The organism is Candidatus Competibacteraceae bacterium (assembly GCA_016699715.1).
GTDB lineage: Bacteria > Pseudomonadota > Gammaproteobacteria > Competibacterales > Competibacteraceae > Competibacter.
The window spans coordinates 893,290-914,570 of sequence record CP065007.1; the positions used below are offsets into that span (position 1 = coordinate 893,290).

General features: G+C 64.2%; 18 protein-coding genes. 13 read left to right on the forward strand and 5 right to left on the reverse strand.

Annotated features, from left to right (window positions below; genetic code table 11):
• From narH to recC, 6 genes are all read left to right on the forward strand, one after another.
• The gene (gene narH / locus IPM89_04020) at nucleotides 1–1,548 is read left to right on the forward strand and encodes a nitrate reductase subunit beta (GenBank protein ID QQS55002.1); all 1,548 of its coding nucleotides are present in this window, start codon (nucleotides 1–3) and stop codon (nucleotides 1,546–1,548) included.
• A 72-nt stretch (nucleotides 1,549–1,620) separates the two neighbouring features.
• A complete protein-coding gene (gene narJ, locus IPM89_04025; protein QQS55003.1) occupies nucleotides 1,621–2,334 on the forward strand; it encodes a nitrate reductase molybdenum cofactor assembly chaperone in 714 nt (237 codons plus the stop codon).
• Nucleotides 2,335–2,357: 23 nt separating this feature from the next.
• The gene (gene narI, locus IPM89_04030; GenBank protein ID QQS55004.1) at nucleotides 2,358–3,038 is read left to right on the forward strand and encodes a respiratory nitrate reductase subunit gamma; all 681 of its coding nucleotides are present in this window, start codon (nucleotides 2,358–2,360) and stop codon (nucleotides 3,036–3,038) included.
• Nucleotides 3,039–3,053: 15 nt separating this feature from the next.
• Nucleotides 3,054–3,566: a molybdopterin-guanine dinucleotide biosynthesis protein B gene (mobB, locus tag IPM89_04035; GenBank protein QQS55005.1), complete on the forward strand. Its 513-nt coding sequence runs from the start codon at nucleotides 3,054–3,056 to the stop codon at nucleotides 3,564–3,566.
• A gap of 187 nt (nucleotides 3,567–3,753) precedes the next feature.
• Nucleotides 3,754–4,515 carry a DUF721 domain-containing protein gene (locus tag IPM89_04040; protein QQS55006.1) on the forward strand — a complete coding sequence of 254 codons (762 nt, stop codon included), beginning with the start codon at nucleotides 3,754–3,756 and terminating at the stop codon, nucleotides 4,513–4,515.
• A gap of 68 nt (nucleotides 4,516–4,583) precedes the next feature.
• Nucleotides 4,584–7,817, forward strand: a complete 3,234-nt coding sequence (gene recC, locus IPM89_04045) for an exodeoxyribonuclease V subunit gamma (protein ID QQS55007.1) — start codon at nucleotides 4,584–4,586, stop codon at nucleotides 7,815–7,817.
• A gap of 99 nt (nucleotides 7,818–7,916) precedes the next feature.
• Here recC and IPM89_04050 read toward each other — a convergent pair whose 3' ends face one another.
• From IPM89_04050 to IPM89_04065, 4 genes are read right to left on the reverse strand one after another with little or no spacing between them, the layout of a single operon-like run.
• A complete protein-coding gene (locus IPM89_04050; GenBank protein QQS55008.1) occupies nucleotides 7,917–8,528 on the reverse strand; it encodes a TetR/AcrR family transcriptional regulator in 612 nt (203 codons plus the stop codon).
• A 23-nt stretch (nucleotides 8,529–8,551) separates the two neighbouring features.
• A complete protein-coding gene (locus IPM89_04055; GenBank protein ID QQS55009.1) occupies nucleotides 8,552–10,555 on the reverse strand; it encodes a hypothetical protein in 2,004 nt (667 codons plus the stop codon).
• A complete protein-coding gene (locus IPM89_04060; GenBank protein ID QQS55010.1) occupies nucleotides 10,539–11,513 on the reverse strand; it encodes a protein phosphatase 2C domain-containing protein in 975 nt (324 codons plus the stop codon). Before IPM89_04060 ends, IPM89_04055 begins: the two co-directional genes overlap by 17 nt.
• Nucleotides 11,510–12,205 carry a VWA domain-containing protein gene (locus tag IPM89_04065; protein QQS55011.1) on the reverse strand — a complete coding sequence of 232 codons (696 nt, stop codon included), beginning with the start codon at nucleotides 12,203–12,205 and terminating at the stop codon, nucleotides 11,510–11,512. Before IPM89_04065 ends, IPM89_04060 begins: the two co-directional genes overlap by 4 nt.
• A 138-nt stretch (nucleotides 12,206–12,343) precedes the next feature.
• Between IPM89_04065 and IPM89_04070 the strand changes: the two genes are divergently transcribed.
• From IPM89_04070 to IPM89_04080, 3 genes are all read left to right on the forward strand, one after another.
• Nucleotides 12,344–13,030, forward strand: a complete 687-nt coding sequence (locus IPM89_04070) for a hypothetical protein (protein QQS55012.1) — start codon at nucleotides 12,344–12,346, stop codon at nucleotides 13,028–13,030.
• Nucleotides 13,031–13,280: 250 nt separating this feature from the next.
• A complete protein-coding gene (locus tag IPM89_04075; GenBank protein QQS55013.1) occupies nucleotides 13,281–13,664 on the forward strand; it encodes a DUF423 domain-containing protein in 384 nt (127 codons plus the stop codon).
• A gap of 67 nt (nucleotides 13,665–13,731) precedes the next feature.
• Nucleotides 13,732–14,430: a haloacid dehalogenase type II gene (locus IPM89_04080; protein ID QQS55014.1), complete on the forward strand. Its 699-nt coding sequence runs from the start codon at nucleotides 13,732–13,734 to the stop codon at nucleotides 14,428–14,430.
• Between the two features lie 104 nt (nucleotides 14,431–14,534).
• On the opposite strand, the gene IPM89_04085 is transcribed toward IPM89_04080, so the two are convergent.
• Entirely contained in the window at nucleotides 14,535–16,571 is a 2,037-nt protein-coding gene (locus IPM89_04085; protein ID QQS55015.1) for a sodium-translocating pyrophosphatase, read from the reverse strand.
• Between the two features lie 185 nt (nucleotides 16,572–16,756).
• Here IPM89_04085 and IPM89_04090 point away from each other — a divergent pair, with 185 nt between their 5' ends.
• From IPM89_04090 to larC, 4 genes are all read left to right on the forward strand, one after another.
• Nucleotides 16,757–17,185 carry a CBS domain-containing protein gene (locus IPM89_04090; protein ID QQS55016.1) on the forward strand — a complete coding sequence of 143 codons (429 nt, stop codon included), beginning with the start codon at nucleotides 16,757–16,759 and terminating at the stop codon, nucleotides 17,183–17,185.
• 115 nt (nucleotides 17,186–17,300) lie between these two features.
• Nucleotides 17,301–18,221, forward strand: coding sequence for a DUF362 domain-containing protein (locus tag IPM89_04095; protein QQS55017.1), 921 nt, complete (start codon nucleotides 17,301–17,303; stop codon nucleotides 18,219–18,221).
• A gap of 58 nt (nucleotides 18,222–18,279) precedes the next feature.
• Complete coding sequence (locus tag IPM89_04100; GenBank protein ID QQS55018.1) at nucleotides 18,280–19,917, forward strand: 4Fe-4S binding protein; 1,638 nt, start codon at nucleotides 18,280–18,282, stop codon at nucleotides 19,915–19,917.
• A 118-nt stretch (nucleotides 19,918–20,035) separates the two neighbouring features.
• The gene (gene larC, locus IPM89_04105) at nucleotides 20,036–21,238 is read left to right on the forward strand and encodes a nickel pincer cofactor biosynthesis protein LarC (protein QQS55019.1); all 1,203 of its coding nucleotides are present in this window, start codon (nucleotides 20,036–20,038) and stop codon (nucleotides 21,236–21,238) included.
• Nucleotides 21,239–21,281 lie beyond the last annotated feature (43 nt).

Genomic DNA, 21,281 nt, shown 5'->3' on the forward strand with positions numbered 1-21,281 from the left:
ATGAAAGTACGCGCACAAATCGCCATGGTCCTGAATCTGGACAAGTGCATTGGCTGCCACACCTGTTCGGTGACCTGCAAGAACGTTTGGACCAGCCGCGACGGCATGGAATACGCCTGGTTCAACAACGTCGAGACCAAACCCGGCGTCGGCTATCCCAAGGAGTGGGAGAACCAAAAGAAGTGGAACGGCGGCTGGAAGCGTCGCCGAGACGGCAAAATCGAACCGAAGCAGGGCGGCAAGTGGCGGATTCTGGCCAATATCTTCGCCAATCCCGATCTGCCGGCCATCGACGACTACTACGAGCCGTGGGACTATGACTACGCGCATTTGCAGAATGCGCCGGAGTCGAAAGCCATGCCCACCGCCCGGCCACGCTCGGCGATCAGTGGCGAGCGGATGCAGAAAATCCAGTGGGGGCCGAACTGGGAGGAAATCCTCGGCACCGAATTTGCCAAGCGCTCCAAGGATACCAACTTCGAGAACATGCAGAAGGAGGTTTACGGCGAGTTCGAAAACACCTTCATGATGTACTTGCCGCGCCTGTGCGAACACTGCCTGAATCCGGCCTGCGTCGCTTCCTGCCCGTCGGGCGCGATTTATAAGCGCGAGGAGGACGGCATCGTCCTGATCGACCAGGACAAGTGCCGAGGCTGGCGGATGTGCGTCTCCGGCTGCCCGTACAAGAAAATCTACTACAACTGGAACACCGGCAAGTCCGAGAAGTGCATCCTCTGCTACCCGCGCATCGAAGTCGGCCAGCCGACCGTCTGTTCGGAAACCTGCGTGGGTCGCATCCGCTACCTGGGGGTACTGCTGTACGACGCCGACCAGATCGAACAGGCCGCCAGTGTTACCGACGAGCAGAGTTTGTATCAGGCACAGCTCGATATATTCCTCGATCCGTTCAACCCGGCGGTGCAAGCCGAAGCGCGCAAGGCCGGCATTCCCGAACCGTGGCTGGAAGCCGCTCAGGAATCGCCGATCTACAAGATGGCGATCGAGTGGAAAATCGCTTTCCCGCTGCATCCCGAGTATCGCACGCTGCCGATGGTCTGGTACGTACCGGCGCTGTCGCCGATCCAGTCCCGCGCCGAGTCCGGTCAGATCGGCATGAACGGCATCATCCCCGATGTCGGCTCGTTGCGGATTCCGCTGAAGTATCTGGCCAATCTGCTGACCGCCGGCGACGAAAAGCCGGTCAAACTGGCGCTGGAGCGGATGCTGGCCATGCGGGCCTACATGCGCGGCAAGACGGTGGATGGGGAAATCCGCGACGATGTGTTGAAAGCGGTCGGTCTGCGTATTGATCAGATCGAATCGATGTACCGCTATCTGGCCATCGCCAATTACGAGGATCGCTTCGTCATTCCGACCAGTCATCGCGAATATGCCAGTGCGACCTATGACGCCTTTGGCGAACGCGGCGGTTGCGGTTTCAGCTTTGGCAACGGCTGCTCGCCGGGCACGGACAAAAGCAATTTGTTCGGCGGCAAGAAGGTGACCACGCGCCGGGCGACTCCGATCCGGGTGGAGCCCACGAAGTAGGGCGGACTTTCAGCCTGCAGGGTGGGCAATGCCCACCCTGCCCCCGCTACCCCCGCAAGGAGAGATTGCACCATGAAAACCCTGAAAGTGCTGTCCGCTCTGCTCTGCTACCCGCAGCCGGAACTGCAAGCCGCGCTGGGTGAAATGATCGAGGTTCTCGATCAGGAAAATTTGTTGCCGGAACGCGAGCATCGGGCATTGCTGGCGATGATGAGCCAAATGCGGCGGACCGATCTGATCGAGTTGCAGGAGCGGTATGTCCGGCTGTTCGATCGGGGCCGGGCGCTGTCGCTGCATCTGTTCGAACACATCCACGGCGAATCGCGGGATCGCGGCCAGGCCATGATCAACCTGCTGGAGGTTTACCGGCAACACGGCTTTGAACTCAGCGCCCGGGAATTACCCGACTACCTCCCGCTGTTTCTGGAATATCTGGCGCAGCGCCCGGCTGGAGAGGCGCTGGACATGCTGGCCGACGCCATGCACGTCATGGCCTTGCTCGGCGCCCGGCTGACGGAGCGCGGCAGTGATTATCACGTCGTGTTCGATGCCCTTGCCGCGCTGGTCGGTGAACCGGCGGACATCGAGGACATTCGTCGGCAAGCGGCTACCGAGGGCCCCGATCAAACCGTGGTGAACATGGACAAGATTTGGGAAGAGGAGGCGGTGACCTTCCTGGCGAATCAGGACGGTTGCGGAGCCCGCCAAGACGGTCAGGGTGTGGCTCAGCCGGTGCGCTGGGCGCCTCCACCTGGTTCAAGCTCACCCGCCATTCGTTCCCTGTGAAACGATTTCCGAGGTACAAGATCATGAGTTACCTGAATACTCTGTTATTTGGCGTTTATCCTTATCTGGCCGGCGCGGTGTTTCTGCTCGGCAGTTTGGCGCGCTTCGACCGCGACCCGTTCACCTGGAAGGCGCATTCCAGCCAGATGATCAGCAACAAAAACATGCGTTGGGCCAGCAATCTGTTTCATGTGGGTATCCTGTTGCTGTTCGCCGGTCATTTCATCGGTTTGTTGACGCCGCCGGAGGTATTCCACGCCTTGGGGGTTTCCGCCGGGGCCAAGCAGATACTGGCCATCGTCGCCGGTAGTGTCGCCGGGTTGATGTGCTTCGCTGGGCTAACGATGCTGGTGCAGCGACGGTTGACCGACCCTCGGGTGCGGGCCACCAGCACCCGGATGGATATCTTTATCTTGCTGCTGCTGTATGCCCAGTTGATTCTCGGCCTGCTGACCATCCCACTGTCGTTGATGCATCTGGATGGTCACAACATGCTGAATCTGATGGCCTGGGGGCGCAATGTCGTCACCTTCGATCCGGCGGAGGCAGTGGCGGCTATTGGTGAGGTCGGTCTGCTGTTCAAGCTGCACATCTTCCTGGGCCTGACGGTCTTTCTGGTGTTCCCGTTTAGCCGTCTGGTACACATCTGGAGCGCACCAGTCACCTACGTGACTCGTCCGTATCAGGTGGTGCGGCAGCGCTGATCCGGTTGGGCGGCGGTGAAAGTTCTCGGCGTCAGCGGTTGGAGCGGTTGCGGCAAGACCACGCTCATCGTGGCCCTGCTGCCCCGGCTGCGGGCGCGTGGGCTGACCGTGTCCACGCTCAAGCACGCTCATCATGATGTCGATCTGGACTCGCCCGGCAAGGATACCTGGCGGCATCGTCAGGCCGGCGCCCATGAAGTGATTCTGGCGACCGGCCGCCGCTGGGCCCTGTTGCACGAACTGCGCGAGGAACCGGAACCCACGCTGGTCGAGTTGCTCGCCCATCTGCAACCAGTGGATCTGGTGTTGGTGGAGGGTTGGAAAACCGGCGCCTATCCCAAATTGGAAATCTGGCGGCGGCTCGCCGAGGACAAGCCGCCGCGTTTCCCGAGTGACCCGACCATCGTCGCCGTCGCCTGTGAGCCGTTGTTGGAACCGGTGGTATACGGCCGTCCCGGTTTGCCGGTATTCCCGCTGGCCGACCTGGACGGTATCGCCGGTTTCGTGACGGATTTCGCCCAGTCCTGAGCTTGCGTTCGCTCACGGTGGTTTCCGCGCCGTCTTGACTTGCGGTTTGGCGGGATCTGCGCGAAAGTGCCGTATTGGGCTAATCCGGCGGCACAACTGTTCACTGTGATGATCTTCCGGCAACGGTTCGAACGAATGGCTCCATGCCGGTGGCGTGGAGCGCCTCGCGCGGGCGGTGGGTGGGACCATGGCTGAATCCGACAGCCGCGCGTCCGCCCGCCGGCATACCGCGCACCTGCTGAATATCTTACGCGGCCACGGTTCGGAACCCGGCACGGCGCCGGCGGACCCGGCGCGGCCTGCTGCGGTTATTAGCTCCGCGCCTGGCAAAACCGTCCGAACTGAACCGCCCGCGCCCAGCCTTGGCGCACCCGCGACAATAGCCGAGGTTCCCGCGCCCTACCGTCCACTTCCGCCACTTCCGGCGGCGACACCGGTTCGAGCGGCGCCGCGCGCTCCATCTGTCCCCGTTATTCAGGAAGCGCCACCGCGCCAGCGAACGGGTTCCATCCCGACGGTGGGGGAGTATCTACGCCGCCCGCAGGGGATGTTGGGGCGGTTGATGGCGCGCGCCGACCGGCTGACTCAGCTTAACCGCATCTTCCGCGCTTACCTGCCACCGCACCTGCACGATCATGTGGTATTGGTCCGGCTGGATCAGGACGATTGGACGGTGCATGCCGACTCGTCCGGTTGGGCCACCCGGCTGCGCTACGCTCTGCACAATATCCGCGAGACGCTCGGTCAGCAACTTGGCATCCCCTTGCCCAAGCCGCGCGTTCGGGTCGTGCCGCCCGCCTTCCCGCCCCGCCCCCGGCGGCCGAGGCTGACGCTGACCCAACGCAATGCGAAACTGTTGGAAGTCACCGCCCGCAACGTGCCGGACTCGCGCCTGAGCGCGGCCCTGCGGCGCTTGGCGCAACATGCGAGTTCCTCCGGGACCACTTAAGATCGCCGGACCCAAATGGGCGGCGACCGGCCCGCGCCGTGCTTTTTCCAGCCATCAAGGCGCTCCTCGTGTTTTACAGCTATCAGAGCAACCAGCTTGAAGTCCTGACCGAGCAACTGGCCGACTTATTGCGACGGCCTTTGCGCGCGCCGCTGGCGCGGGAGATCGTGGTTACCCAGAGCAACGGCATGGCCCGCTGGCTGGCGCTGCGGCTGGCCGAGCGCCTGGGGATTTGCGCCAATCTGTCGTTCCAGTTTCCGGCGCCCTTTCTTTGGGAGATGAGCCGGGCGGTGCTGCGCCAGTTGCCGCCGACCTCGGCATTCGAACAGCCGGTGCTGGTTTGGCGGGTCATGGCGCTGTTGCGGGAGTTGGACGACACGCCACGCTTTGCGCCGCCGCGAGCCTATCTCGGCGAGGGCGGCGACGATTTTCGTCGCCACGAACTGGCCAGCCGCATCGCCGACGGCTTCGATCAGTATCTGGTTTACCGTCCGGACTGGATCGGAAAGTGGGAGGCGGGCGAGGAAGATCACTGGCAGGCGGAGCTGTGGCGGCGGCTGGCGCGGACGGGCGCGGCGCACCGGGTACGGGTGCAGAAACAGTTTCGCAAGGCGTTGCGCGACGGCGATTTCGACCGCCGCCGTTTGCCGGAACGGGTCGTCGTCATCGGTGTGGCGGCCTTGCCACCGCTGTATCTGGATCTGCTGGCGGAACTGGCGCGCCATGTGGATCTGCATCTGTTCGTGCTGAATCCCTGCCAGGAATACTGGGGCGACATTCGGGCCGAACGCGATCTGGCCCGGCTGGGCGAGGAGACCGACCCGGAGGACGCCTATCTGACGGTCGGCAATCCGTTGTTGGCCTCCCTGGGCAAGCAGGGGCGGGATTTTATCGACTTGCTGCAAGCGTATCCGCGAACCGAGTGGGACGGCTTCGCCGAGCCCGACGGCGAAACGCTGTTGCAGCGCTTGCAAGCCGATCTCCTGCATTTGCGCGAGCGGGGCGGCGAGGAATGCCCGCCCTTGCCGCTGCGGCCGGACGACCGCTCGCTGCAAATCCACGCCTGCCACGGGCCGATGCGCGAGGTCGAGGTTTTGCACGATCAGTTGCTGGCGCTGTTCGCGGCGCGGCGGGATCTGAAGCCGTCGGACGTGATCGTGATGGCGCCGGACATCGCCGTGTACGGGCCGCTGATCGAAGCGGTGTTCGACAGTGCCCCGCGCGAACGGCGGATACCGTTCAGCGTCGCCGATCAGGGCGCGCCGGTCGAGAATCCGCTGGTCGAGGTGTTTTTCGAATTGCTGGATCTGGGTGGCGGGCGCTACGACGCCGCGCAGGTGCTGGGCCTGCTGGAGCCGCCGGCGGTGCGGCGGCGCTTCGGCCTGACGGAAGACGATCTGGATCGCATTCGCCGTTGGGTGCGCGGCGCCGGCATTCGCTGGGGCATCGACGCCAGCATCAAGAGTACCTGGGATTTGCCTGTCACCGCCGAGCACACCTGGCGGGCCGGGTTGGACCGGTTGCTGCTGGGCTACGCGCTGCCGGGAAACGGCCGCGAGCTGTACGACGGCATTCTGCCCTACGACGAGGTGGAAGGCGGTGAGGCGCGGGCGCTGGGGTGCTTGCAGAGCTTCACCGAGGCATTGTTTAGCCTGGATGCCCGCTTGCGCGAGCGCCGGCCGCTGGCGGCCTGGGTGGAGGTGCTGCGCGGTGTGCTGGAGCAATTTTTCGAACCTCGCGACCGCGAGGAGAACGAGCTGCAACTGATTCGGGCCGCGTTGGAAACGCTGCGCGGCAACGCCGAACTGGCGGGGTTCGACGAGCCGGTCCTGCTGTCGGTGGTGAAATCGGCGCTGCGCGGGCAGTTGAACACGGCCGAGAGCGGCGCGGGGCGATTTCTGGGCGGTGGGGTGACCTGTTGCGCGATGGTGCCGATGCGCAGCATCCCGTTTCCGGTGGTGTGCCTGCTCGGCATGAACGACGATGCCTATCCACGCCCGCACCGGCCGGTCGGTTTCGATTTGCTGGCGACCCGCTTCCGGCGCGGCGACCGCTCCCGCCGCCAGGACGACCGCTATCTGTTTCTGGAGACCCTGCTGTCGGCCCGGACATGTTTTTACCTCAGCTACGTCGGCCAGAACATCCGCGACAACTCGGTGCTGCCGCCCTCGGTACTGATCGCTGAGCTGCTGGATGTGGTGGATCGGGGTTTTTATGGCGCCGACGGCCGGGCCAGCACGCAACTGTTGACCCGCCATCCCTTGCAGGCGTTCAGCCGGCGCTATTTCAGCGGCGACGCGCGCCTGTTCAGCTACGCGCGGGAATGGGTGGAAGCCAGCCGGTGGGCCGGGCGCGGCGAGCGGGCGGCGACGGCGCTGCTGGCGGGCACGTTGCCGGAGCCGGAACTGGCCTTGCGCACAGTCACTTTGGAGGGGCTGGTCCGGTTCTTCAGGAATCCGGCGCGCTGGCTGTTGCGCGAGCGGCTGGGCATCCGGGTGGAAGAGGGCGAGGAAGCGCTGGAAACTCGCGAGCCGTTCGTGCTGAACGGGCTGGAAAATTATCAGGTGTTGGGCCGGGCGCTGGAGCTGTACCGTGAGGATCGGCCGGCGGCGGCAATCGAGGCGGTGCTGCGGGCCGGTGGGGCGTTGCCGCACGGGCAAGTGGGCGAGTGCGTGTTCGCCGGGGCGCAAGAACGGGTGGTCCGCTTCGCCGGACGCTTGGGGCGGGTGGTGCCGCGACGGGTGGCCGAACCGCTGAATCTGGACCTAATGTTGGGGGAATTCCGCCTGAGCGGCCGGCTGAGCGGGTTGACGCCGGATGGGTGGGTGGGCTACCGGCTGGCGTCGATGAAAGCCGGCGATTATCTGAATCTGTGGCTGCATCATCTGGCCTCGAACGCCGTGGCCCCGGTGGGAGGTGCCTCGTGCAGCCATTGGGTGGCGGAAGATCAGGATGTGGTGCTGGAGCCGGTTGCCAATCCCCACGAGACCTTGCGGGCGCTGTTGGAGCTGTACTGGCGGGGGACGCGACGCTTGCTGCATTTTTTTCCGAAAAGCGCGCTGGCTTATGTCGAGAAGCTGGGCAAGGACGGCGACGGGGAACGCGCGTTACGGGCGGCACAAACCGAGTGGGAAGGTAGTGAGTACCGGCGGAGCCGTCCAGAGCGGGAAGATGGCTATTATCGCTTGGCGTTCCGCGATACCGATCCGCTGGATGGGGAGTTCATGGAGCTGGCCATGGCGGTTTTCGAGCCGCTGTTCGCGCATGTTCGACGCGAGCTGGAAGACGGATCGAAGCAGTAAAAAACGGGAGGGTTTCCGCGAGAGCGGCGGTACTTCTGCGACTCCACGCGCCTGGCGGATTCGATCGAGCACACGCCCTCTTGATGAAACAGCGGCCCGCTAGAGCGGCGCGGCGCGGGCGAAGCCGGTCAGGTAGTAATCCAACAGCGAGCCGGCCACCTCCTCGATCGAATGGCCGCCGACGGCTTCCAGTTTCTGGCCCAGGCCGAGAATACAGATACCGTGAATGCCGCTCCATAGCGCGCGGGAGGCCAGGACGCTGTCGTCCGGCGGTCGCTGGGGGCAAAGCAACATCAGTTGTTGCTGCACCAGCGCGAACATCCGTGCCACTTTCTCGCTGAAGGAGTCCGGCACGGTTTCCCCCTCCGGCAAGCGGTGCTGGTAAATCGCCAGCCAGCGATTGGGCTCGTTCAGCGCGAAGGCGATGTAGCCTTGAGCCAAGGCCCGAATGGCGACGGCCGGCGGTGGCTGTCCGGCGACGGCGGCGACCAGCCGCGCGTGCAGCGCATCCAGCGTTCGTTCGTTCACCTGCGCGATCAGATCGTCGAGGTTGCGAAAGATCATGTACAGGCTGCCGACCGTATACCCGATGCGGGCGGCCACCTTGCGGGTACTCAAGCCGGACAGCCCCTGCGCGGCGACCAGTTCCTCGGCGGCCTCCAGGGCGATCCGCCGGAGTTCCTCGCGCGTGTGTTCGTTGCGTCTGCCCATCAGAATCTCTTCACCACAACCGTCTAGCCGCCGCTGCGCCGCCAGAAAACGCCGAGATCGGGATAAAAAACCCGCAAGTCGGCCTGCGCCTGCGCCTCTCGCATCGCTTGGCGGATCAGGGCGATGTTGAGCTGGGCGCGTTGCTTAAGGATGTCCGTCTTGATTTTAGCCAGTTCCTCGGGACCCGCCAGCAGTTCCCGTTCGATCTGTTGTCGTTGTTGGGCGTGTTGTTGGCGCAGGTTGGCGACGGCGATTGGATTGGCGCCCTGGTCGGGAGCGTAACGGAACTGGCGTTCCAGGGCCTGACGCCAAGTCAGCAGCGCCGCATACCGCTGCTGGCCCAAGTGTCGGCCAAAACCGGGCACCGCCTGGATCGCGGCGGGCGTGACGTCGGCGGCGGTTTCGATGCCGTAGGATTCCAGCGCCATTCGGTCGGTGGCGCGCAATCCGGCAATCCGGGCCGCATCGACGAAGTGACCCTCCAGAAACGCCTGCAATTGAAGCTGGCGCTGGCCGGTTTCCAATCGTCGCAGATCGCGTTGATATTCGGCACCCAGCTGGCGGTGGCGCTCGCGCAGTTCGCGCAACGCTTGCAGCTTGTCGGTGAAGGGTTTTGCGGTGGCGTGTCGTTGCCAGGCCGCTCGCAGGTCCACCAGTTCCCGGCGGGCGGCCAGCAACGCCATTCGGCGGCGCTGGCGTTCCCGCCGCGCCGCGTTGTCCTGTGTCAGCGACCAAGCGACGGCCGCCAGTGGCAGCCACAGCCAGCTCAATTGCGGGTGGATCGATGTCGCCACCAGAGCGATGCTAGCGCTGGCCACGGTCTTGATCGCATTGCGACGGCGGCTCCGGCGCAGTGGCTCCGGCAGCGGGGTGGGGGTGACCGGCGCCAGTGGCGTCGAGGCCGGTGCCGGTGGCTCCTCGTCCGTCGGTGGTTCCACCGCCAGAATGCGGTTCCAGATCGGTTCCAGATCGGCGTCGCCGAGGCCGGCGACAGGGCTGCCAGCCGCCGACTGATGGACCGGTGGAACGAAAAACAGAGTTCCGCTGGCCTGTTCCAGCGTACACCATGGACAGACTGGCGACCGTTGCGGGTATTTGTGCAAGGCGCTGTGCCGGCAGGTGCGCAACTCGTCGCCGAGCTGTTCCAGCGCCGACAGCCACTCGCGAGCGGAAGGTCGCCGCTGGGCCGGGTTGGGGGGCGCGAAGGCGCGTTCGAACAGATGCGCGACCGGACGCGGCAGGGCGGCAAGCGGCAGGGTATGCGGCGGTGACTCCATCGAGTGGGCGGCGGCGTGCTGACCGAAGGCGAACCGGCATTCCTTGATGGCACGCTCGATCGGCATGTCGCCCTTGCCCCGATAGCGGCCGGCGAAAGGGTGGCGTCCCATGAACAGCAGGTGAAAACACAGCAAGGCCAGACCGAAGGCGTCGTGATCCGGGGTGCGCCGCAGCCCGTGAAACGGCCGCTCTTGCAATTCCGGCGCGGTGAACTGCGGTACGCCGACATCGCAGGGGAATAGCCGGTTGCCGGTGTCGATCTGGAAGGAGTCGCAATCGATCAGTTTGACCAGCGCCTGGGCCGAGATCACCACGTTGCCGGGATTGACGTCGCCGATGACGTGACCACGAGCATGGATGGTCTCGAACGCGCTGGCCAGATTGCGGGCGGCATGGACCAGAAAAGACCAGTCGGCTTGCGGGAAGGCCCGCCTGCGGTGCGCGGGACCGTACAGGCTGTGGATTTCCTGGTAGCCGCTGACCTTGGGCATGACGAAGCCACGGATCGGACCGCTCGGATGGGCGCGCAGCACGTCCACCGGCCAGGCGGCGATTTCCAGCAGGCTGGGATGGGCTTGCCGGGCCATCCCCTCCAGCTTGAGCGTTTTGTCGGCGCTGACCGCCTGATGATAAATTTTGGCGACGAAGCCGGGCCGGCCGACGATGTCATGGACCGCGCCTTCGCCACCACGTCCCAGCGCCTTGCTCAGCTCGACGGGGTGGCCAGCGCCGCTATACAGCCTCGTCACCGGATTCGTCCCGCGGCTCGGATTCGGGGGGGGCTTCTTCGCTCCTGTTTTCCCCGGCGGTGGGGTAGAGCGTCCCTGCCGGGCCGGTGGCCGGTTCTCCCTCGCCGCTGGAGGCGGAAGCTGGGGGGAGAGGGTCGATGCCGGCCTCGGTGGTGCCCTCGACGGACGGCGTCGCCACTAGCCGGGTGGCCAGGATCAGGGTCTTGTCGTCGTGGGTGCGCTGGTTGATCGCCGGGTCGGCGAGCAGGCGTTCCAGCGCGGTGACCAGCACCGCCGGACAGCCGGGCTCGGGATGTTCGCGCAAGCGCTGGAACAAGGGGCGGAAAAACGGTTCGTGAGCCTGACGGGTTTGATAGTGCAGCGCCAGCCGTTGCAGGCCGTCGGTCAGCAGCGCGATTTCGACGACGGGTTCGCTCAGGATCGCGTATTCCAGATGAGCGGCGGCGGTGGCGTCGGTGACGAAGTAGGTTTCGTTGGCGTACTCGCCGGCCTGTGGCCAGAACACCGGCCGGTAACCCGTGTCCGGGGCGTCGATCACGATGGCGCCGTCGCCGATTTGCAGGAACAGCGCGCGGTCGGCGGCCACCACCGCACCCAGCAGGGTGCAGGCGAATTCCCGTAACGGTTGTCCCTCATCCGCCGCGAGGCGCTCCAGCGCGTTTCGAACCTGCTGGAACAGCGTTGCCGCCACGGTCGGCGTCCAGTCCTCGTCGAGGGGGGCTGTCGCCAGCCAGGCCGCGCATTCGGTCAGCAGGGTCTGGCAGCTCAGCTCCGCGCCAACGCCCGAGAGGGCGGCACTACCGGCGCCGTCGGCGGCGGCCAACACCAGCACGCCCGGTTCCGATCCGGGCAGTAGCAGTTGGGCCGCGCAGGCGTCCTGACAGCCAATCCCATCGGCAAGGTGCGCCACGCCCACCACGCTGGCGTGGACATGACGCCAGCCGTCCGCGTCGCTCACACCGAGGCCCAGCCGCCGGGCGCGGCGGGGTTGCTCAGCGGTACTTCAGTGCCCGGCACCGAGCGCGACACCGAGCGCATCGAGTTGGACAGCCATTGGAACAGTTCGCGGAACCGCAGCTCTTTCAAGCGCAGCGGCTGGCGCGCGGAAATTTGTTGCAGGATGTCCAGGTTCGCATCCTCGACCCCGACCGCGAAGAAGGCGAAGGCGCGGTTTTCCTCGCCCTTGCGCACGGCGTTGGCGGCGGCTTTCCAGTCATCGGTGGGGCTGCCATCGGTGATCAGGAACACCCAAGGGCGGAAGAAGGGGATGCCGTGTTCGCGGTACAGCATTTTGCGCTGCTCCAGCAGTTCCAGCCCTTGGGTGATCGCCAGGCCCATGGGTGTGTCCTTACACGCCGCCAGTTGCGGTGGGGTGAAGTGCTCGGCGGTCTGGAATTCGTTGACCACCTGAACCGGGCCGAAGCTGACGATGGCGATTTCGACCCGCTTGGCCGCCAGACTGTCGGCCAGCAGTTCGTCCTTGAAGGTGGCCAGTCCTTCGTTGAGTTCGGCGATCGGGTGGCCGCTCATGGACCAGGAGTTGTCCAGCAGCAGCACGCAGGGGCAGCGCGGTTCCGGGTTGTCGGCGAATTCGGCGATGCTGAAATCCGCGCCGAACGGGGTTTGTCGGGACAGGTCGAGCTCGTTCATCCGGGGCCTCTCGGGAAACACTGGTGAAACTGGGTGAAATATACCCTATCCGCGGTGGTTGCAAGCGAGCGGGTACCAGCGCGGTGCGACCGGTATAATGCCCGGCCCATTTAAATGGAAAACGATCGGAAAAATGACATGAAGTTGCTACGGATTTGGGCGTTGTTCGCCCTGAGCGGGATGCTGGCGGCAGGCTGCGCGACGCTGGAATCGGAACCGGCGCCGCTGGTGGGACAAACCGTGTTGGAGGCGAGGCTGACAGTGCTCGATACCCGACTGGCGGCGTTGGAGCGTCAGATCGTCGAACAGCGGCGAGAACAGTGGCTGGCGCTCGATCAGTCGCTGGCCGAGGTCGGTCGCGACATCCAGGGTACCCGGAAGAGCGTCGCGGCCCTACGACGCAAGGTGGAAAAGCCCGCGGTGGTGGCGCGGCCGACGAGCGCGGCCGACGATCCGGTTTGGAAGGCGTACCAGCCGATCGATGTGTCCTTGGGCGCGTTTCCCGAAGGGGAGGGCAAACAGGTCGTGCACCCGATCCCAGCCACCGTTCCGGATTCGGCGCGCGAAATCCTGGTGTACGCCCAAGTGGCCACCGGTTACGTCGAGGGTGGACCGCATCGCTTCCGGGTGGCGGTGGCGCTGGCCGATGGCCGTGAGGTGTCATATTACCTGTACGCCACCGGTCAGTCGCAGGGGGGGTGGGGCTACAATTCCGACAATATTTGGCTGCCAATGCCGCGGAACCGGCAACTGATCCTGCAAGCGGAAGGCAAGCCGTTTTTCGGCGAGTGGAACAGCGAGACGCACATCATCGGCTATCGCTGAGGTCGCGCGCCCGAGCTATGTTTTATGACGCCGTTGGGCCGGGCCGCTCGCTCCAAGGGAATGTGGCCGGTGGCGCGTTTTGGGGTATGATCGATGGAGATTGCGGGTGGTATCGAAGGCGGTATGCATTGCCACCATCATGGCGGGTGTGATGCGTGAGCCTTACATCGTTTCTTTTCCGGCTTCTTCCAGAGTGGTTGCTAAGATCCCGGGTGAATCACCGGTCAAGCGAGTTCCGTGGAGGGTCGCGATGTCGGTATGGGCAAAGGCATTTTTGATATTGGGCGGCTGTGGAATGCTGCTGGCGGTGGCGATGGGCGCGTTCGGCGCGCACGCTCTGAAAAAGACCCTGGCGCCCGATCTCATGGCCATTTACGAAACCGCGGTGAACTATCATTTCTATCATGCCCTGGGATTGCTGGCGGTCGGGCTGCTGGCGTTGCATGTGCCGACGACGACGCTCCTGCGCGGTTCGGGCATCCTGATGATTGTGGGTCTGTTGCTGTTTTCGGGCAGTTTGTATGCACTCGCCCTCAGCGGTATCCGCTGGTTGGGCGCCATCACCCCGCTGGGCGGGATGAGCTTTCTGCTGGCCTGGTTGCTGTGGGTGATCGCGGTCCTACGGGCGGCTTAGAGGCGGCGATCCGCGGCGAGTATATCCAGGGCGGATATGATGACAGCAAGCCCTTCAGACGAGGAAGATGGAGTTGAACGTGGAAAGAACCTACGCATTGGGATTCGATGTCTACGGTACGCTGGTGGATCCGCTGGCTTTGGCCGAACCCTTGCAGGCGCTGGTCGGCGAGCAGGCCGTCCGTTTCGCCGAACTTTGGCGAACCAAACAGTTGGAATATTCGTTCCGGCGCGGTCTGATGCAGCGCTACGTGGATTTTGATGCCTGCACCCGGCAAGCGCTGCTTTATACCCAGCAGGCGCTGCGCTGCGACTTGCCGGAATCCGATCAGGGTCGGCTGCTGGAGACCTATCTTTACCTGCCGACTTTTCCTGAAGTCACCGCCGCCTTGACCTCTCTCAAGACCCAGGGTCATCGGTTGATGGCTTTTAGCAACGGCGTGGAAGCCAGCATCCGCGCGTTGCTGAGCAACGCCGGGGTATTGCCGTATCTGGAGGATGTGGTCAGCGTGGACGATCTACGCACTTTCAAGCCCGATCCGGCGGTCTATGCCTATCTGGCGCGGCGGGCCGGACACGCTCCGGGCGAAACCTGGCTGGTGTCCAGCAACGCCTGGGACGTGATCGGTGCCAAGGCCGCCGGTCTGCGCGCCGCTTGGGTCCGGCGGCAACCGGAGGCGGTGTTCGATCCTTGGGATGTCGAACCGGATGTGGTGGTCAGCCGCCTGGACGAGCTGACGGAATGGTTCGCCGGCCGGCCGGCGTAACTCGCCGGCCGGCCGGCGTAACTCCCCGGCTTGCCGGAAGGGTCAGCCGCAATGGCCGGCCCAGTCGCTTCGGACGCCTGGGTCGGCGATCGTTCCTCCAGCGTTCAGGTGATGAAAGGCACCAGAATCAGCGAAACGATGGAGAGCAGCTTGACCAGGATGTTCATGGCCGGGCCGCTGGTGTCCTTGAAGGGGTCACCCACGGTATCACCGATCACCGCCGCCGCGTGCGCCTCGCCGCCCTTGCGTTCGCCTTCCAGCTTGCCGGCCTCGATCGCTTTTTTGGCGTTGTCCCAGGCACCGCCGGCGTTGGACATCAGCAACGCCATGGTCATGCCGGTGAGCAAGGAACCCAGCAGCATGCCGCCCAGTGCCACCGGGCCGAAAAAGAACCCGACAATGACCGGCGAGAGCACGGCGAGCACGCCCGGCGGGATCATCTCGCGCAACGCCGCATCGGTCGAGATCGTCACGCAGCGCGCGGTATCCGGTTTGGCGGTGCCCTGCAGCAGACCGGGAATTTCGCGGAACTGGCGGCGAATCTCGGTGACCATTTCCATGGCCGCCCGGCCCACCGAACTCATGGTCATGGCCGCCGCCAGCAGGATCACCATGCCACCCAGCAATACGCCGACGATGACCCGGGGTTCGGTGATATCCATGGGCATGGGTTGGCCGGTTGCCAGTTCGACGGCTTGCTTGTAAGAGACGAACAGCGCCAGCGCGGTCAGCGCCGCCGAACCGATGGCAAAGCCCTTGCCGGTGGCGGCGGTGGTGTTGCCGATGGCGTCGAGCTCGTCGGTGATCGCCCGAACTTCGGGCGGCTGATGCGACATTTCGGCGATGCCGCCGGCGTTGTCGGAGATCGGGCCGGAAGCGTCGATGGTCATGGTCACGCCGGCGGTCGCCAGCATCCCGACCGCCGCGATGGCGATGCCATACAGGCCGGCGGTCTCGTGGGCGATGAAGATGGTCAGCACGATGATCAGCATCGGCAGCGCGCAGCTTTCCAGTCCCACCGCCAACCCGGTGATGATATTGGTCGCTGGGCCGGTCTTTGATGCCTGGATGATTCGTGTCACCGGTTTGGACGAGGTGTAGTACCAGGCCGCCCGGCCGATCGCGACGCCCGCCAGATTGCCGGCCAGGATGGCGAAAAACAGTGACCAACTGTAGCCGAATACCAGTATGACCAGCATGGTCAGCAGCAGAAAGATCGTGGCGGCGCTGGTTTCGGAGATCGCCAGCGCCCGCTCCGGCCCGTATTTTTTGAAGGCGTTCATGCCGTGGATGCCGACCAGGGAAGAGAGCAGACCGATCATCGCCAGCGTCAGCGGCAGCGCCAGCAGCATCGGACGGCTAACGTCATCGCCGAAGTACGGGGTTAGTTGAGCGACGGTGAGGGTGGCCGCCAAGGTGATCGATGCCACCATCGCTCCGACGTAGGACTCGAAGATATCCGCCCCCATGCCGGCGATGTCGCCGACGTTGTCGCCGACGTTGTCGGCGATCACGCCCGGATTGCGCGGGTCGTCTTCGGGAATGCCGGCCTCGACCTTGCCGACCAAATCGGAGCCGATGTCCGCCGCCTTGGTGAAGATGCCGCCGCCGACTCGGGCGAACAGGGCGATCGACGAAGCGCCCATCGAAAAGCCCCAGAGCACCGAGACCGAGTGGGGATTAATGGCGAACTGGGAGGACAGGCCCGTGAACAGCAGGCCCAGGCCGATCAGGCCGAAACTGGCCACGGCCAAGCCCATGACCGCGCCGCCGTCGAACCCGACCAGCAAGGCTTCGCCGGCGCCGTGTTCCCGCGCCGCCGCGGTGACGCGAACGTTGGCCTTGGTCGCCGCGTACATCCCGACCAGACCCGCCACCGCCGAAGCCAGTGCTCCGAGCAGGAAAGACAGGCTGGTGTCGAAACCGTGCTGCACTGACAACAGGATGGCCACCACCAGCGCGAAAATGCCGATTTTCACGTATTGGGCGCGCAGGTAGGTCATGGCGCCCAGTTGAATTTCGGCGGCGATCGAGGTCATCAACTCATCGCCGGTGGACCGGCGGACAATGCTCCTGTAAAGCCTCGCGGCAAAGGCGAGCCCCCCCAAGCCCAATACCAGGGCTAGAATTCCGACAATCATATAATTCCCTCCACGGCGTACTTAGTATTTGCATGGTCCGCATGCGTGGCGGCCAAGGCTAGGTAATAATACCCGAATGAGGCGCGGCCAAGCCGACTAATATAAAGTCCAGATTGCAGATAATTCGGTTCGGGGCGACGACCGAAGCCCGGTACCACCGGTCAAACCCAGCGGGAGAAGTTAAAATGAAGTGCAAACACTACATGATGTCGGCGCCCACTTACGTGCTCGACACCGCGCCGTTGTCGGAAGCGCTGGCGATCATGGAACGCAAGCACATGCAGGATCTGATGGTGGTCAACGACCAACTGGAGTTTGTGGGCACCATCACCTCGTTCATGTTCTCCAAGATGCTGCTGCCGCCGGAACCGCAATTGCCGGACGATGCCGAAGTCGAGACCGCCGAGGATGTCGATAACCGCCTTATCCCGCATTTGCACCGCAAGGTGGGCGATTTCGCCGTCGCCCATCCGGTGGTCGAGCCGGAAGCGCCGCTATCCGATGCACTGAGGCTGCTGGCGGAGGGCTACATCCGCCTGCCGGTGGTTGGGCCGGACCGCAAGCTGGTCGGCTCGCTATCTTCGTTGACCATTCTCCGACGGTTCCGCTTTTAAGCCGCGCAAGGCAAGCGAGGGGCGTTCCCCGACCGGCAGGAACGGCGCGCGGCGCCGGGGGGTGTTCGGATACGGTGATTGCCTTTCGACCTCTGATTAGTGGAGGAAATCGGCCATGCAACGTCGTCGTTTTTTAACCGCCCTTGGGGCGGGAGCATGGGCCGGCGCCGGTTTGGCGCTGGGTGGTTATGGCCGCCGGTCATGCGCCGGCGAGCCACCGGCCGGAACCCCCGATCTGGTGGCGGTCAGAAACGGTGAACCGGACGTGCTGTTCGACCGTGGCATCGAAGCGCTGGGTGGCATGGGGCGCTTTGTCAAAAAGGGCCAGAAGGTGGTGGTCAAGCCCAACATCGGCTGGAATGTGTCGCCGGAGCGGGCCGCCAACACCCATCCGCGACTGGTCCGCCGCATCGTCGAACACTGCCTGCAAGCCGGCGCCAAAGAGGTCTACGTCTTCGATCACACCTGCGATGCCTGGCGCGACAGTTATCGTACCAGCGGGATCGAACAGGCGGTGAAGGACGCTGGCGGCAAGCTGGCGCCGGGCAACAGCGAAAGCTATTTCCAGACCGTCGCGATTCCAAATGGGCGTCGGCTGCGTCGAACCCGGGAGCACGAGCTGGTGTTGGAAGCCGATGTATTCATCAACGTACCGGTGCTGAAGAGCCACGGCGGCGCTCGGCTGAGCGTGGCGATGAAAAATCTGATGGGCGTGGTCTGGGATCGCGGCGAATGGCACTCCAACGACCTGCATCAGTGCATCGCCGACTTCGCCACTTATCGCAAACCCGATCTGAACGTGGTGGATGCCTGGAACGTGATGTTGCGTCACGGACCGCGCGGAGTGTCGGCGGCCGATGTCGTGAATATGCGGTCGCAATTGTTGTCCACCGATCTGGTGACGGCGGATGCCGCCGCCGCCCGGCTGTTTGGCTTGAAACAGCCCGAAGAGGTCGGCTATATCCGCATCGCTGGTGAAATGGGCGCGGGCCGCATGGATCTGGAGAATCTCGCCATCCGACGGATCGTGCTCTGAATTCGGTGGCGGGAAATTCCCGAGCCGACCGGCGCGATTTCCCGCGAGAGAGCCGTTCATGAACCAGGCGTGGCTGAAGAAAATCCGGGTAGTGGTCTCGCTGGTTTTTCTGGCGCTGACCACTTTGCTGTTCGTCGATTTCGACCGCATTGGTGAAACGCCGACCGCAACGGTGGCGTTGTATCCGCAGTTTGTGCCATCGCTGCTGAAATTCAGTCAGACCTTTGCTTGGGGGGCGGCTGGTTTTCTGGCGGTGCTGGCGCTGACCCTGCTGTTCGGCCGGGTGTACTGTTCGACCATTTGTCCGCTCGGTACCTTGCAGGACATCGTGATCCGCGTTGCCGACCAATTGCGCAAGCCTCGCAAGGTCAAATTCCGCTACCAGCGACCGCGCAATGTCCTGCGCTATGGACTGCTGGCGCTGGCGGTTGGTTTGTTCCTCGGCGGTAGCACGCTGGCGCTGAGCCTGTTGGACCCTTTCAGCAATTTCGGTCGCATCGCCGGCGACTTGCTCCGGCCGCTCTATGTCGTCGTCCACAACGGATTCGGGCAATTGCTGGAAAGCGTTGGGGTTTACGGGCCGTTTCCACTGCACTGGAAAGCGCCACCGCTGGCCGCCCTGATCTTTCCGGCGTTGTTTTTGCTCGGACTGATCGGGCTGAGCGCCACCAGGGGCCGGCTGTTCTGCAACACCCTCTGTCCGGTGGGCGCGCTGCTGGGGCTGCTTTCCCGTTTCGCCCTGTTCAAGATCCGTATTCCCCAGGATGCCTGTGTGCTGTGCGCCCAGTGCTCCATTCATTGCAAGGCTGGCTGTATCCGGCTGAAAACCAAAGAGGTGGATTTCAGTCGCTGTGTGGCCTGTTTCAACTGCATGACCGTGTGCGAGACGCACGGCATCGGTTATGCGTGGTCGGGGCCGGTGCTGTTGCGCCGCTCAACCCCGGTTGCCTTGCCGCAGTCGCAACCGTCGAATTCCCTCGATGTCGTGCGTCGCGCCGCCTTGTCCAGGGAAGGGAAGGCGCGGCGGGCGTTGCTGCGCGCGGGTGCGACAGCGCTGGTCGGTTTGGCGAGTCTGCCCCGGTCGTCGAGCGTCGAGGCCAAGCCGAGCAACCATGTTCCCACTCGATTGGTCAACGCCAAAACCTGGCCGGTGGCGCCGCCCGGCGCCCGCGATATCGTTCGCTTCAACGATTTGTGCACCGCCTGTCACTTGTGCGTAAGCGCCTGCCCTTACGGCGTGTTGCAGCCGTCTCTGCTGGACTATGGGTGGTCCGGCCTGCTGCAACCGCATCTGGATTTCGCGAGCGGGTATTGCGGCTACGAATGCAATCGTTGCGGCCAAATCTGTCCGACCGGCGCGATCCCGCCGCTGGCATTGGTCGCCAAGCAGACCGTGCAATTGGGTGTGGCTCATTTCGTTCGCGACAACTGCATCGTCCATACCGATCACACCGCTTGCGGCGCTTGCGACGAATACTGTCCCACCAAGGCGGTGCACATGATCCCCTATCAGGATGGTTTAACTATCCCCGAGGTGCGGCCGGTGCTGTGCGTGGGCTGCGGCGCTTGCGAGAATGCCTGTCCCGCCCGGCCGCACCGGGCGATCTACGTGGACGGCCATCCGGTACAGCGGCAGGCGCTCCGGCCATCGGCCAAACCGCTTGAATACCAGCCAGACCGTGGATTTCCGTTCTGACGGTTTTGTTTGCCGCCATCGGACGCTTTTCCGAAGGCGGCTTGGATAAAATGAAAACTTTCCCGGAGGCCGCTTTGTTTTTCCGGGCTATTTCGCCCATCGACCACCGATTCGAGCGATGAACATCCTTTATTACGATTGCTTTGCCGGTATCAGCGGCGACATGCATCTGGCGGCGCTGCTCGATCTGGGGCTGGATTACGACGAACTGGTACTGGAACTGGCCAAGCTGGGGCTGGACGGTTACGGCGTCCAGGCCAACCGCGCCAGCCGCCGAGGAATCGCCGGCACTCAGGTGCGGGTGGTGGTCGATCCCAAGCAACCCAATCACCGCAATCTGCGGCAGATCGAGGCGCTGATCGGCGCCAGCTCGCTCAAGGAGTGCGTGCGGGCACGGGCGGTGGCGGTGTTCCGCCGCCTGGCTCAGGCCGAGGCTCGCATCCACGATACTTCGCCGGACCAGATTCATTTTCACGAAGTCGGCGCCTTGGATGCCATCGTCGATATCGTCGGTGGCGCCATCGCCCTGGAACGCTTGAAGGTGGACCGGATTTTATGCTCACCAGTCGAACTGGGCGGCGGCGTGGCGCACTGTGCCCACGGGGTGTTGCCGGTGCCGGCGCCAGCCACGCTGGAGCTGCTCAAGGGGGTGCCGGTCAAGCTGGGCGCGGTGCCGTTCGAGGCGACCACCCCGACCGGCGCGGCGCTGCTGGCGACCTTCGTGGACGAATTCGTGGCGCGTCCCGCGCTGCGGGTCCAGCGGGTCGGCTACGGTATCGGTCATCGCGACGGCCCGATTCCCAACGTATTGCGGGTTTTGCTGGGCGAAGCCTCCGGCGGGGAGGACGAACAGGGTGAGTTATGCGTACTGGAATGCAATATCGACGACATGAACCCGGAATGCTACGACCATGTGCTGGAGCGGCTGTTCGCGGCCGGTGCCCACGATGTCTGGCTGACGCCGGTGCTGATGAAGAAGAACCGGCCAGGCACGCTGCTCGGCCTGTTGTGCGCCCCGTTGCTGGCGCTGGCGCTGACCGACGTCTTGCTGGTCGAAACCACCACGCTGGGCGTGCGCCGGCATGCGGTGGCCCGTACTGCCCTGAGGCGGGAAGTCCGGCGGATCGCCACCCATTACGGTGAAATCGCGCTCAAGATGGCCTACCATCACGGCCGGCCGCTGCGCGGCAAGCCGGAATACGAGGATTGCAAGCGGCTGGCGCTGGATAACGGTGTGCCGATTCACCGGATTTACGAAGCGGTGCGGGTGGCATTGGCGGCGCGGGGTTTAGCGCCGGAACCGTCGGAGTGGTTGCCGTGACCGCCGGATCGCTCTCGCCCCTGGACGAGCCCGGCTACCGGGA

Bases quoted from the DNA above. Each gene is read 5' to 3' on its own strand.
- narH (QQS55002.1), top strand. From the start codon at position 1: ATGAAAGTACGCGCACAAATCGCCATGGTCCTGAATCTGGACAAGTGC.
- narJ (QQS55003.1), top strand. From the start codon at position 1,621: ATGAAAACCCTGAAAGTGCTGTCCGCTCTGCTCTGCTACCCGCAGCCG.
- narI (QQS55004.1), top strand. From the start codon at position 2,358: ATGAGTTACCTGAATACTCTGTTATTTGGCGTTTATCCTTATCTGGCC.
- IPM89_04040 (QQS55006.1), top strand. From the start codon at position 3,754: ATGGCTGAATCCGACAGCCGCGCGTCCGCCCGCCGGCATACCGCGCAC.
- IPM89_04050 (QQS55008.1), bottom strand. From the start codon at position 8,528: ATGGGCAGACGCAACGAACACACGCGCGAGGAACTCCGGCGGATCGCC.
- IPM89_04065 (QQS55011.1), bottom strand. From the start codon at position 12,205: ATGAACGAGCTCGACCTGTCCCGACAAACCCCGTTCGGCGCGGATTTC.
- IPM89_04070 (QQS55012.1), top strand. From the start codon at position 12,344: ATGAAGTTGCTACGGATTTGGGCGTTGTTCGCCCTGAGCGGGATGCTG.
- IPM89_04075 (QQS55013.1), top strand. From the start codon at position 13,281: ATGTCGGTATGGGCAAAGGCATTTTTGATATTGGGCGGCTGTGGAATG.
- IPM89_04080 (QQS55014.1), top strand. From the start codon at position 13,732: ATGGAGTTGAACGTGGAAAGAACCTACGCATTGGGATTCGATGTCTAC.
- IPM89_04085 (QQS55015.1), bottom strand. From the start codon at position 16,571: ATGATTGTCGGAATTCTAGCCCTGGTATTGGGCTTGGGGGGGCTCGCC.
- IPM89_04090 (QQS55016.1), top strand. From the start codon at position 16,757: ATGAAGTGCAAACACTACATGATGTCGGCGCCCACTTACGTGCTCGAC.
- IPM89_04095 (QQS55017.1), top strand. From the start codon at position 17,301: ATGCAACGTCGTCGTTTTTTAACCGCCCTTGGGGCGGGAGCATGGGCC.
- IPM89_04100 (QQS55018.1), top strand. From the start codon at position 18,280: ATGAACCAGGCGTGGCTGAAGAAAATCCGGGTAGTGGTCTCGCTGGTT.
- larC (QQS55019.1), top strand. From the start codon at position 20,036: ATGAACATCCTTTATTACGATTGCTTTGCCGGTATCAGCGGCGACATG.